This is a genomic window from Cellulomonas algicola, assembly GCF_003851725.1.
Taxonomy (GTDB): domain Bacteria; phylum Actinomycetota; class Actinomycetes; order Actinomycetales; family Cellulomonadaceae; genus Cellulomonas; species Cellulomonas algicola.
On sequence record NZ_BHYL01000016.1, the window covers coordinates 1 to 12,640 of the forward strand.

Annotated in this window: 10 protein-coding genes and 1 pseudogene; 5 read left to right on the forward strand and 6 right to left on the reverse strand. The window is 75.8% G+C overall.

The window, feature by feature from the left end; translation table 11 throughout:
• The 5 genes and pseudogenes from CTKZ_RS00950 to CTKZ_RS00970 all read right to left on the reverse strand — a co-directional run.
• A pseudogene (locus CTKZ_RS00950) lies at positions 1-656 on the reverse strand (hypothetical protein); the annotation flags it as partial.
• Between the two features lie 100 nt (positions 657-756).
• Complete coding sequence (locus CTKZ_RS00955; protein WP_124341170.1) at positions 757-3,282, reverse strand: FtsX-like permease family protein; 2,526 nt, start codon at positions 3,280-3,282, stop codon at positions 757-759.
• Positions 3,282-4,100, reverse strand: a complete 819-nt coding sequence (locus CTKZ_RS00960) for an ABC transporter ATP-binding protein (RefSeq protein WP_371852296.1) — start codon at positions 4,098-4,100, stop codon at positions 3,282-3,284. The genes CTKZ_RS00955 and CTKZ_RS00960 overlap by 1 nt, the downstream gene beginning before the upstream one ends.
• Positions 4,101-4,287: 187 nt before the next feature.
• Entirely contained in the window at positions 4,288-5,001 is a 714-nt protein-coding gene (locus CTKZ_RS00965; protein WP_124341171.1) for a response regulator, read from the reverse strand.
• Positions 4,998-6,359, reverse strand: coding sequence for a sensor histidine kinase (locus CTKZ_RS00970; protein ID WP_124341172.1), 1,362 nt, complete (start codon positions 6,357-6,359; stop codon positions 4,998-5,000). Before CTKZ_RS00970 ends, CTKZ_RS00965 begins: the two co-directional genes overlap by 4 nt.
• Positions 6,360-6,547: 188 nt before the next feature.
• Between CTKZ_RS00970 and CTKZ_RS00975 the strand changes: the two genes are divergently transcribed.
• The 3 genes from CTKZ_RS00975 (at position 6,548) to manA (ending at position 9,916) form a co-directional block, all read left to right on the forward strand.
• Entirely contained in the window at positions 6,548-7,240 is a 693-nt protein-coding gene (locus CTKZ_RS00975; protein WP_124341173.1) for a response regulator transcription factor, read from the forward strand.
• A gap of 3 nt (positions 7,241-7,243) precedes the next feature.
• Positions 7,244-8,566 carry a sensor histidine kinase gene (locus CTKZ_RS00980; RefSeq protein WP_124341174.1) on the forward strand — a complete coding sequence of 441 codons (1,323 nt, stop codon included), beginning with the start codon at positions 7,244-7,246 and terminating at the stop codon, positions 8,564-8,566.
• Between the two features lie 153 nt (positions 8,567-8,719).
• The gene (gene manA / locus CTKZ_RS00985) at positions 8,720-9,916 is read left to right on the forward strand and encodes a mannose-6-phosphate isomerase, class I (RefSeq protein ID WP_124341175.1); all 1,197 of its coding nucleotides are present in this window, start codon (positions 8,720-8,722) and stop codon (positions 9,914-9,916) included.
• An 18-nt stretch (positions 9,917-9,934) separates the two neighbouring features.
• On the opposite strand, the gene CTKZ_RS00990 is transcribed toward manA, so the two are convergent.
• Complete coding sequence (locus CTKZ_RS00990; protein WP_124341176.1) at positions 9,935-10,444, reverse strand: GtrA family protein; 510 nt, start codon at positions 10,442-10,444, stop codon at positions 9,935-9,937.
• Positions 10,445-10,597: 153 nt separating this feature from the next.
• Here CTKZ_RS00990 and CTKZ_RS00995 point away from each other — a divergent pair, with 153 nt between their 5' ends.
• A complete protein-coding gene (locus tag CTKZ_RS00995; protein ID WP_124341177.1) occupies positions 10,598-11,758 on the forward strand; it encodes a 5-(carboxyamino)imidazole ribonucleotide synthase in 1,161 nt (386 codons plus the stop codon).
• Between the two features lie 87 nt (positions 11,759-11,845).
• Positions 11,846-12,355 carry a 5-(carboxyamino)imidazole ribonucleotide mutase gene (gene purE, locus CTKZ_RS01000; RefSeq protein ID WP_124341179.1) on the forward strand — a complete coding sequence of 170 codons (510 nt, stop codon included), beginning with the start codon at positions 11,846-11,848 and terminating at the stop codon, positions 12,353-12,355.
• Positions 12,356-12,640: the final 285 nt, after the last annotated feature.

The window sequence follows — 12,640 nt, forward strand, 5'->3', positions numbered from 1 at the left end:
CCGCCCGGCCGTGCGCCGGCCGCTTCCGCGCGCCCCTGGCCGGGCGGCGTGGGCCGGCCCGTGACAGCCGTGCGCTGCTCGTCGGAGGTCCGCCGCGGCCCGGTGACCGGCGCGCGGCGAGAGGTCGACGACGCAGTCACCCGGACGTGGACGCGACGTCCGTGCCCGCGGACCTCGATCGCACCCGCCCGAGCGACAGCCGCCGCGGGAACACCGACGCCGGCGTCGCCCCCGCCGGGGTGACCCGTCCCGAGGCCACCCCGGCCGCGGAGGTCGCCGGGTGCGGGCCCGCCGTCGGCGCCGAGCGTCACGACACCGTCGTCGGGGACGGCGACGAGCGCACCGCCGGCGGGTCCGGCGACGACGGCCACATGCCGCCGCGCCTGGACGGCGAGGCGCTCGGGCGGCGGCTGCCCGGGACCGGCGCGCAGCACGGCACCCGGGAGGAGCGGGTGCTGGCCGACGGGGTGCGTCTCGTCGAGCACCGCGTCGTCGACGGCCAGCCGGACGGCGCTGCCGGCCCAGCCGGACCAGCCGGTGAGCCGGGCGAGGTGCGGCCGGAGCGCGCCGATCGTGGTGCCGGGGTCGACGTCGACCTCCGTGGTGCACGGCGCAGGGCCGCGCGCCGGGTCGGGGTGGACGGTGAGGAGGCGCACCCGGGGAGGCTGCCGTGGGCGGGCGTGCCGAGACCGGCGGACCCGTGGGAGGTGTGGACGTCGCCACCACCCACAGGCCCGCCGGTCGGCTCGCCGATCGTCAGTCGACGGCCAGCGCCGCCACGGGTGACGTCCGGGCCGCGGACCGGCCGGGGAGCACGGACGCGAGCAGCCCGGCGGCGAGCGCCACGGCCAGGACCATGAGCAGGTCGTCCCACGGCAGCGCGAGCTGCATCTCGCCCATCCCGGCCAGGATGATCGCGGCCCCGGCCCAGCCGTACAGCAGCCCCAGCAGCGTGCCGAGCACCGCGCCCATGCCGGCGATGAGCATCCCCTCGTAGGCGAGCATCCACCGCAGCTGGCGCCGCGACATGCCGATCGCGCGCAGCGTCGCCGACTCGCGCCGCCGCTCGATCACGGACAGGGACAGCGTGTTCGCGACCCCGACGACCGCGATGACGACCGCGACGCCCAGCAGCCCGACGACGACCGCGAGCAGGTCGTCGATGAGGTTCTCGTACTGCTGGCGCTCGGCACCGGCGCTCTCGACGAGCACCGCGTCGGACGACACCGCGTCGTTGATCGCGAGCGCGGTCGTCGCGGCGTCGACGTCGGGATCGAGCCGCACCCACAGCGTCTGCACGGGCGCCTCGCCGACCAGCCCGCGCAGCGTCGCGGGCGTGACGACGGCGTCGACGCCGCCGAGCGACGAGTGCACGGCGCGCAGCGTGGCCGACTCGCCCGTCGGCTCGCCGTCGGTGCCGACGGCCTCGACCGTCGTGTCACCCTCGGTCACCGTGTCCTCGCGCGCGGCCGGCAGGACGACCGTCCCGTCCTCGAGCCGGTCGAGCGCGTCGGCGTCGCGCAGCACCGCGGCGGCCTCGGCCGGGTCGGGGGCCCGCAGCACGACGAAGGTCCCGTCACCCAGGACGACGGACGCGGTGGGCACCTCGACGACCTGCTCGACACCGGGGACGTCGGCGACCTCCGCGGCGACGGACGCCGGGACGGACTCGTCACCCGCGCCGCCGACCGCGCTGACCGCGACGTCGACGGGGTAGTGGTCCTCGAGCCCGGCGGTGATCGAGCGGCGTGCGCTCGCCGCGCCCGTGCTCATGAGCACGACGAGCGTGACGCCGATGAGCAGCGCGGTGCTGGTCGTCGCGGTGCGTCGCGGGTTGCGCAGCGTGTTCGCGGCGGCGAGCCGCGCGCTCGTGCCGGTCGTCGCGAGCGCGCGGCCCGCGAGAGAGACGACCCGCGGGATCCAGAAGACGGCACCCAGCAGTACGCCGACGAAGGACAGCGCCCCGCCGAGGACGCCGAGCCCGAGCAGCAGGACGGGCTCGCCGACCTGCGCGGCGCTCGCGGCGACCGCGACCAGCAGACCTGCGGCGCCGCCGAGCACGAGCAGCAGGGACAGCGCGAGCCGGACGCGCCCCCCGCGCGCCGACACCGACGGTGCGTCGACCGGGCGCAGGGCCGCGACCGGGGACACGCGCGTCGCCTCACGGGCCGGGACGAGCGACGCGACGGCGGTGACCAGCGTGCCGACGAGGAGCGGCACGAGCACGACCGTCGGCGTCACCGCGATCGTCGACGGCAGCGGCGTGCCGGTGTCCGCCCGGGCCAGGACCGCGAGCGCGACCTGCGCGAGCCCGAGGCCCAGGACGACGCCACCGATCGACGCGGCGACCCCGAGGACCGTCGCCTCGAACAGCACCGACAGGCGCAGCTGACGCTTGACGGCGCCCACGCACCGCAGCAGCGCGAGCGTGCGGGCACGCTGCGCGACGAGGACCTGGAAGGTGTTCGCGATGACGAGCGCGGCGACGAGCAGCGCGACCGCCGCGAAGCCGAGCACGACCATGACGAGCGCGTTGCCGGAGCCGGTGATCTGCTCGACCGCGGCCTCGGCGGCCTCGCGCTTGGTGAGGACGTCGGCGTCGTCGAGCGCCGTCGTGACGTCGGCCTGGACCTGGGACGAGCCGTCGGTCACGACGAGGAGCTGCGCGGGCACGCTGTCCTGCGCGGCCTCGCCCGACCACTCGAGCACGTCGGGCGTCGTCGCGAGGCCCGCGCCGCCGTAGGCCGACCAGGCACCCGCGGGGTCGTCGGCGAGGCCGACGACGGTCACGTCGCCCTCGTGCTCGGTCCACTCGCCGTCGTCGGACGGCGACGACCACCGGACCTCGAGGGTGTCGCCGACGGCCGCGTCGAGCCGGTCGAGCGTCGTCGCGGGCAGCGCGACCTCGCCCGCGGCCGCGGGGACGCGGCCGGTCTGGGCGACGACCGACGCGAGCCGCTCGTCGCCGGGCTGCGCGAGCAGCATCTGGTAGGTGGTGCGCGCGCCGTTCGACAGCTCGGCACCGCCGAGCAGGAGCGGGTCGGCCGCGACGACGCCGGGCACGTCGCGGACGGTGTCGAGGTCCTGGACCGCGGCCCCGGACGTCACGACGAGGTCCGCGTCGCCGAACTGCGCGGTCACCGAGTCGTACCCGGTGCGCTGCAGGACGTTCCCGGCGACGAGCGTCGCGGCGAGGAACGCGGTGCCGATCGCGATCGCGACGGCGGCGGCCGTGAGCCGGCCGACGCTGCGCCGCATCTGCGCGAGGGTGAGGCGCAGCATCAGGCGCTCACCGCCGAGCCGGTCGACGTCTCGAGGGTGCGCAGCGCGTCGAGCCCGGCGAGGACGGCGTCGGGCGTCGGGTCGACGATGTCGCCCGCGATGCGCCCGTCGGCCAGCAGGACCACGCGGTCGGCGTACGCGGCGGCGGTCGGGTCGTGCGTGACCATGATGACGGTGCGGCCGAGCTCGCGGACCGAGCGACGCAGGAAGCTCAGCACCTCGGCCCCGGAGCGCGAGTCGAGGTTGCCGGTGGGCTCGTCGGCGAACACGACCTCGGGCTTGGCGATGAGCGCGCGGGCGATCGCGACGCGCTGCTGCTGCCCGCCGGACAGCTCGCTCGGGCGGTGCGTGAGCCGCTGCCGCAGGCCGAGGGTGTCGACGAGGGTGTCGAGCCACGCCGGGTCGGGCTTCTGCCCCGCGAGCTCGAGCGGCAGCAGGACGTTCTGCTCCGCCGTGAACATCGGCAGCAGGTTGAACGACTGGAACACGAACCCGACGCGGTCGCGGCGCAGCCGCGTGAGCGCACCGTCGTCGAGCCCCGACAGGCGGGTCGTGCCGAGCATCGCCTCGCCCGACGTGGCCTGGTCGAGCCCCGCCAGCAGGTGCATGAGCGTCGACTTGCCCGACCCGGACGGGCCCATGATCGCGGTGAAGGCCCCCGCGGCGAAGTCGACGTCGACGCCGTCGAGCGCGCGCACCGCGGCGGCGCCCTGGCCGTACACCTTCGTCAGACCGCGCGCCCGGGACGCGACCGCGTCCTCGCGCCGGGGGTCGGGACCGGAGGCGGGTCCGGACGGTACGTACACGGTCGTGTCCACGACAAGGGCTCCTCGGGGCTGTGGCGGGCGACGTCGGTCGACGACACCTCGACGGTAGGTCGGCCGGTGCGGCACCCGCGTCGGGCCCGGGTCGCGACCGCGGGCCGGCGTCGTACGCCCTGGGGCTGACGCCCGGGACGGTGCGGTGCGACCGCCGGAGCAGCCCCGACGCCCGCCGGGGCGGACGTCACTCGCCGGGGCGGACGAGCTCCGTCTCGTAGGCGATGACGACGGCCTGCACGCGGTCGCGCGCGCCGAGCTTCGCGAGGATCCGCCCCACGTGCGTCTTGACGGTCGCCTCGGCGACGAACAGGTCCTGCCCGATCTCGGTGTTGGAGCGGCCCTTGGCCATGAGGACGAGGACCTCGCGCTCGCGGTCGGTGAGCTCGGCCACGGCCGCGCGGGCGGGGTCGCTCGGCGCGCCCGGCCGGTCCGGCGGCAGGACGGTGACGAGGTGCTCGAGCAGGCGGCGCGTGCTCGACGGCGCGATGACCGCGTCACCGCGGTGCACGGTCCGGATCGCGGCGAGCATCTCCTCGGGCGGCGCGTCCTTGAGCAGGAAGCCGCTGGCGCCCGCGCGGATCGCGGCGAGCACGTACTCGTCGAGGTCGAACGTCGTGAGCACGATGACGCGCGGCGCGGGCACCGTCTCGGACGCACCCGCCGTGAGGTGCGCGGTCGCGGTGAGCCCGTCCATGGTGGGCATCCGGACGTCCATCAGCACGACGTCGACCTGACCCGTCGCGCGCGTGAGCGCCTGCACGGCCTGTGCGCCGTCACCGGCCTCGAGGACGACCTCGAGGTCGGGCTGGGAGTCGATCACCATGCGGAAGCCCGCGCGCACGAGCTGCTGGTCGTCGACGAGCGCGACGCGCACCGGGGGCGTCGGGGTCTCGGTCATCGGTCGTCCTGTCGGGAGGAGGCGGCGGGCGGGGGAGCGTCGAGCGTGCTCGTCGTGGAGGGCGGCGCCGCGACGGCCGGGCCGGTGGGCAGCTCCGCGCGCACACGGTAACCGCCGCCGGGCCGCGGCCCGGCGGTCACGGTGCCGCCGAACAGCGCGGCACGCTCGCGCATGCCGAGCAGGCCGTGGCCGAGCCCGTCCGACCCCGCGGACGCGCCCCGCCCGTCGTCGGAGACCTCGAGCGCGAGCGCGTCGGGGCGCCACGACATCACGACCGTGACGGACGGGTCGGGGCCTGCGTGCTTGAGCACGTTCGTGAGCGCCTCCTGGGTGATGCGGAACGCCGTGAGCCCGACGCCGGGAGGGAGGTGGCGCGGGGTCCCGGTGCGCACGAGCGACACGCGCAGGCCGCTCGCGCGCACCTGCTCGACCAGGTGCGGGACGTCCTCGACGGACGGCTGCGGCGTGACGGCGGGACCAGGAGGCGTGGGACCGGCGGGTCCGCCGCCCGCGGGGGGCGCCGTGCCGAGCGCGGCTGCGGTCCCGGCGGGCGGGGCGACGACCGGGATGCTCCCGGTGGGCGTGGGTGGTCCCTCGCGCAGCACGCCCAGGAGGCGCCGCATGTCGGTGAGCGCCGCACGTCCGGTCTCGCCGATCGTGCCGAGTGCGCGCGTCGCGGCGGCCGGGTCGGCGCTCGCGGCGTACCGGCCCCCGTCGGCCTGCGCGATCATGACGGTGAGCGAGTGGGCGACGATGTCGTGCATCTCGCGCGCGATGCGCGCACGCTCGGCGGCGGTCGCGATCTGGGCCTGCTGGTCGCGCTCGCGCTCGAGCCGGGTCGCACGGTCCACGAGCGCCTCGAGCGTCTCGCGCCGCGAGCGGCGTGCGAGGCCGAACGCCCACACGGCCGCGGCGACGGACCACACGAAGATCGTCGTCGCGACCGCCGACGGCGGGTTCCACCAGGTCACGAGCGTGATCGGCAGCAGCACGCCGCCCACGATCGCGCCCACCATCGCGACGCGGTGCGCCCAGCGCGGGCCGTGCACGGTCACCGAGTAGAGCGCCACGAGCACCGCGAAGTCGGCGGGGATCATGAGCGGCGTGACGAACAGCATCTGCAGCAGCGCGACCGAGTAGACGGTCGCGGCGGACGCCGCGGGCCGGACGCGTCGCCAGGCCAGCGGCGCGATGAGGAGGAACGCCACCAGCAGGTCGGGCACCGCGCGCGCCGACGAGCCGTCGAGGAAGTTGACGTTGAGCGTGAGGCCGAACAGCAGCACGACGAGCGTGCCGAGCAGGTCGACGACGAACCGGTGGGAGTCCTCCCAGCGCAGCACCCGGTCCCACCAGCTCACGCGACGAGCCTAGGCGGGCCGCCGCCGTGCGTCGTGCACCCGCGGTCGGACCCCGGTCGGCCCACCGCACGACTGCGGGAGGACCCGGCCGCCGCCGACGTGCGTCCGGAGGTGCGCGCCGCGCCGACCTCGACCGACATCGCGTGGGCACTGGCGGACCAGACCGTCCCGTGACCTAGCATGGGGCGATGACCCAGGTGCTGCTGGCGGAGGACGATCCCGCGATTGCCGAGCCTTTGGCCCGCGCCCTCGGGCGTGAAGGTTACGACGTGCGCGTGCAAGGCACGGGTCAAGGTGCGATCGACGGTGCCTCGTCGGCCGACCTCGTCGTGCTCGACCTCGGGCTGCCCGACATGGACGGGCTCGACGTCGCACGCGCGATCCGCAACCAGGGCCTCACGACCCCCGTCCTCGTGCTCACCGCGCGCGCCGACGAGGTCGACCTCGTCGTCGGGCTCGACGCGGGTGCCGACGACTACGTCACCAAGCCTTTCCGGCTCGCGGAGCTGCTCGCCCGCGTGCGGGCACTCCTGCGTCGCAGCGTGGGCGACCCCGCGGACGAGGACGAGCTGCACGCGCAGAACGTGCGCGTCGACGTCGCGGCGCACCGCGCGTTCCAGGGCGAGCGCGAGCTGCACCTGACGGCCAAGGAGTTCGACCTGCTGCGCGTGCTCGTCGCCGCCGCGGGGACCGTCGTCGCGCGTGAGACCCTCATGCGGGAGGTGTGGGGCTCCGACCCGACGGGCTCGACCAAGACGCTCGACATGCACGTCTCGTGGCTGCGTCGCAAGCTCGGCGACGACGCGGGCGCCCCGCGCTACGTCACGACGGTGCGCGGCATGGGCTTCCGGTTCGAGACGGGCGCGGGCGAGCGGGTCTGACGCGTGCGCCGTCGCGTCCTCCAGGCGACGATCGCGGCGGTCACCGTCGCGGTCGTCCTGCTGGGCTTCCCGCTCGCGTTCCTCGGCGCGCAGCTCGTCCGTGAGAACGAGCTGCGCCGGCTCGAGGCACGGCTGGACTCGGCGGCCGAGACCGTCGACTTCCGCGCCGACTCCGGCATCGCCTACACCGACCGCATGCTCGAGCCCGCGGCGGGCCGGGTCGACGAGATCCCCGCGAACGTCGTCGTCCGCACGACCGACGGCGAGATCTACGAGGCGGGCACCCCGGTCGAGGGCCGCGCGCTCACGCTCGAGACCACGACGGACTCGCACGCCGTGGTCGTGCTGTCGGTCTCGTTCTGGGACGTCTTCTGGGTGAGCGCCCGCGTCATCGCGCTCGTCGTCGTCGCGGCGGTCGTGGCCTTCGCGGCGGGCATCGCGATGGCGATCTGGCAGGCGAACAGGCTCGCCGCACCCCTCGTCTACCTCGCGGCGTCGGCCGAGCAGCTCGGGTCGGGGCAGGTCCGGCCGCGCCTCGAACCGTCGGGCGTCGAGGAGATCGACCTCGTCGCGGCCGAGCTCGCCCGGTCCGCCGACCGCATGGCGGGGCGCCTGGCCGCCGAGCGGCAGTTCGCGTCCGACGCGTCCCACCAGCTGCGCACGCCGCTCACCGCGCTGTCCATGCGGCTCGAGGAGATCACGCTCGCGACCGACGACCCGCAGGTGCGCGAGGAGGCCCGCATCTCGCTCGAGCAGGTCGAGCGCCTCGTGCGGGTTGTCGACGACCTGCTCACGAGCTCGCGCCGCGCGCAGGGCGGCACGACCGAGGCCGTGCCGCTCGTCGACGTCGTGCACCAGCAGGAGGAGGAGTGGGCGCCGACGTTCGCCGCCGCGGGCCGGCGCCTGGTCGTCGAGGTCGACCCGCAGACCCAGGTGCTCGCGACGCCCGGCGCGCTCGCGCAGGTGCTCGCGACGCTCATCGAGAACTCCCTCAAGCACGGGGCGGGGACCACGACGGTGCGGTCGCGCACGGGCGGGCCGTCGGGGGCGGTCGTGGTCGAGGTCGCCGACGAGGGCACGGGCGTGCCCGACGAGCTCGCGGGCCGGATCTTCGAGCGTGAGGTCACGTCGGGTGCGGGAACAGGGCTCGGCCTCGCGCTCGCACGCGACCTCGCCAGCGCCGACGGCGGCCGCCTCGAGCTCGCGCAGCGCCGTCCGGCGGTCTTCGCGCTCTTCCTGTCCGGGGTGCCCGCGTCCATGCGCCCGGACGTGGTCCTGCCGCTCGGCGCCGTGGTGTCGGCGCGACCCGACCGTCGCCGGCGCTGACCCGCCCGCGTCACGCCGCCTGAGCCGACCGGGCGAAAAGTCGGTTTCGCCCGCACTTGTCGCCTGGATCGGCGCCGTGGTCCCGTAACCTGCCGTGCAAGGTGCGGGCCTGACGCCACGCGCCGCCGACGTCCGCGCAGAGGAAGGGGAGCCGTGCGCCGCATCTCGCCCGCGACGCAGCACTACGCCTGGGGGTCGACGACGGCGATCCCGGACCTGCTGTGCGTCGTGCCGGACGGCCGCCCGGTGGCCGAGGCGTGGTTCGGCGCCCACCCGAGCGCCCCGGCCGTGGTGCACGAGGACGAGGATGACGTCCCGCTCGACCGGCTGGTCGCGGCGGACCCGACGGCGACGCTCGGCGAGGACGTGCGGGCGCGGTTCAACGGCGAGCTGCCGTACCTGCTCAAGGTCATCGCGGCCGAGTCGCCGCTGTCGCTGCAGGTGCACCCGAGCCGCGACCGTGCGCGTGCCGGGTACGCGGCGGAGGACGCGGCAGGCGTTCCCCTCGACGCGGCCGAGCGCAACTACCGGGACCGCAACCACAAGCCCGAGCTCGTCTACGCGCTCACGCGTTTCGACGCGATGGTCGGCTTCCGCGCGTCGCGTCGCGTCGCCGAGCTGCTCGCGGGGCTCGACGCGCCGCTCGCGGCGGACCTGCACGCGCTGCTCGTGTCCGACCCGACGCCGGGCGCGGTGCGCCGGGCGTTCCAGTGGCTGATGTCACCGGACACGCGTCCGGCCGAGGACGACGTGCGCAAGTTCGCCGACGCGTGCGCGCAGCGGCTGGCCGACGGGTCCCCGAGCCCGCGCACGGACCGCACGGTCATGCGCCTCGCCGCGGCGTACCCCGGCGACGCGGGCGCGGTCACGTCCGTGCTGCTCAACCCGGTGACGCTCCACCCGGGCGACGCGCTGTTCGTGCCTGCGGGGTCGGTGCACGCCTACCTGCACGGCGTCGGTGTCGAGATCATGGCCAACTCGGACAACGTGCTGCGCGCAGGCTTGACGGCGAAGCACATCGACCTCCCCGAGCTGCTCGCCAACCTCGACGCGGTCGCGGCGCCGCCCATCCGCATCGCCCCGGAGCGCGTGTTCACGTCGACGGAGATCTTCTACGCACCCGTCGACGACTTCGAGCTCTCCGTCACCCGGCTGACCGACGAGGGCGCGACGCGGATCCCGGGGCGGGGGCCACGCGTGCTCCTGTGCCTCGAGGGCGAGGTCGAGGTGCGCGCGCAGGACGGCGAGCCGATGGTGCTGACGCGGGGTCAGGCGGCGTTCGCGCCCGCGAGCGACGGCGTGCTGACGGCGTGGGGCGACGGCGTCCTCATCCAGGCCGACGTGCCCTGACGGCCGATCAGCCCGGGCTCAGGCGGCGGTGCGGTGCCCCGTGAACACCCAGCGCTTGTACCCGACGTACCGCAGGACGGTCCCGACGGCGATGCCGACCACGGTCGCCACGTTGTCGGCCAGCGGGGTGTCGAGCTGCAGCACGTAGTGCGAGAACGCGAGCGTGAGGATCGGCACGGCCGCCCCGACCAGGTTGATCGCGCCGTACACGACGAGCTCGCGACCGTGCCGCTCGGTGCGGTGCGACGCGAAGGTCCAGTAGCGGTTGCCGAGCCAGGAGACGACGGTCGCGAGCGCCATCGAGACGATCTTCGCGGTGATCGGCTTCGCCTCGAGCAGCTCGCCGGGACCGAACCGGAGCAGGTTGAAGACGCCGATGTCCACGACGAACGCGACGCCGCCGACGGACAGGAACCGGGCGACCTCGAGACCACGCGCGCGCAGCGCCGCGAGGCGGAGCGCTGGCTGCGGCCGCGTGCCGGACGTGCGCGGCACGTCCGCGAGGCGGCGCTCGTCGGTGGCACTCACGGTGGTGGTCTCCTCGCCTGGGCTGCCGCGAGAATAGCGGGGCCACCTGGGAACCGGCAGGGTGAAGGCGCCGGCGGTCCGCGCTGAAGCGATTCGACGTGCGCGGTGGACGCCGCGCAGGGAGCGACGTCCGCTCGGTTAGGCTCGACGCCCGTGGCAGCTCCTGTGGTGGCGGTGGTCGGCGGCGGTCAGCTCGCACGGATGATGGCGCCGGCGGCGACGGCGCTCGGCGTCCACCTGCGCGTCCTCGTGGAGGACGCGTCGTCGTCCGCCGCGCAGGTCGTGGTCGACGCGCCCGTCGGGGCGGCGTCCGACGCGGCGGCGATCGAGGGCATCGTCGACGGCGCGACCGCGCTGACGTTCGAGCACGAGCACGTGCCGAACGACCTGCTCGAGCGGCTCGCCGACGCGGGTGTCGCGGTCCGGCCGGCCGCGGGCGCCCTGCGGCACGCGCAGGACAAGGCCGTCATGCGGCGCCGCCTCACCGCGCTCGGTGTGCCGTGCCCGCGCTGGGCACCGGTCGCGGACGCCGACGACCTGCGCGACTTCCTCGCCGCGAACGGCGACCAGGCGGTCGTGAAGACCACGCGCGGCGGCTACGACGGCAAGGGCGTGCGGGTGGTCCGGTCGGCCGCCGAGGCCGCCGACTGGCTCGCGGCTGCGGCCGACGGCTCGGGCGCGGCCCTCATCGCGGAGGAGAAGGTTCCCTTCACCCGCGAGCTCGCGGTCCTCGTGGCGCGGCGGCCGAGCGGCGAGGTCCGCACCTGGCCCGTGGTCGAGTCCGTGCAGCGCGACGGCGTGTGCGCCGAGGTCGTGGCGCCCGCACCCGACCTGCACCCCGCGACCCGCGACCAGGCGCTCGACGTCGCGGTGCGCGTCGCCGAAGGGCTCGACGTCGTGGGCGTCCTCGCGGTCGAGCTGTTCGAGGTCGCCGGGCACGACGGCGTCCCGACGGTGCTCGTCAACGAGCTCGCGATGCGCCCGCACAACTCGGGCCACTGGACGATCGACGGCGCGGTCACCAGCCAGTTCGAGCAGCACCTGCGCGCGGTCCTCGACCTGCCGCTGGGCGACACGTCCGCCCGCGCGCCCTGGACCGTGATGGCGAACGTGCTGGGCAGCGCGCTCGACGAGCTGACCGACGCGCTCGACGACGTCGCCGCGGCGGACCCGCAGGCGAAGGTCCACCTGTACGGCAAGCAGGTCCGCCCGGGCCGCAAGCTCGGACACGTGAACGTCAGCGGCGACGACCTCGACGAGGTGCGTCGCCGAGCCCGGGACGCCGCCGCGCTCCTGCGCGGCGAGCGGCCCTGACGACCCCACCCCCTCGTCCCGGCGCGCGCCGCGGACCGCACGGACGGAGACACCGTGACCACGACGCAGCCCTTGGTCGGCATCGTGATGGGCTCGGACTCGGACTGGCCCGTCATGGAGGCCGCCGCGCTCGCGCTCGACGAGTTCGGCGTGCCGTACGAGGTCGACGTGGTGTCGGCCCACCGCCAGCCGGACAAGATGGTCGACTACGGCCGGACCGCCGCCGCGCGCGGGCTGCGCGTGGTCGTCGCGGGTGCCGGGGGAGCGGCCCACCTGCCGGGCATGCTCGCGTCGGTGACGACGCTGCCCGTCGTCGGGGTCCCCGTGCCGCTCGCGCATCTCGACGGTCTCGACTCGCTCCTGTCGATCGTCCAGATGCCCGCGGGCGTCCCCGTCGCGACCGTGTCCGTCGGCGGCGCGCGCAACGCGGGGCTGCTCGCGGTGCGCATCCTCGCGGCCGGCGCCGACGACGACGCGGCGCGGCTGCGTGACGCGATGGCGCGGTTCCAGGACGGCCTCCGAGCGCAGGCGGACGCCAAGGGCGAGCGCCTGCGGGCGCGCGCGACGGGTCGGCCGACCACCGGGTTCTCCGCCTGACCGGTCGCTCCCGGCCGGGTCCGGGGGCGTGGAGGTCCCGGGCCACGGTTCCGGACCTCGTGTGAAGGCCCCGTGCACGACGCGTCGCCCGGGCCGTCTCGGCGCGCGGTGCCGGCGAGGGCGTGCCTACCGTCGAGGTGATGACCTCCGCCCCCTCCGTCGACGACCGCACTGTCGCCTCTCGCGCCGTCTCCCGCGCAGCAGCGCCTGCGGCCCCCGCCGACCGGGCCGGCACCTCGACCGCGGTCACCGGTGACGCGCCCGCGAGCCCGCCGCCACCCCGGC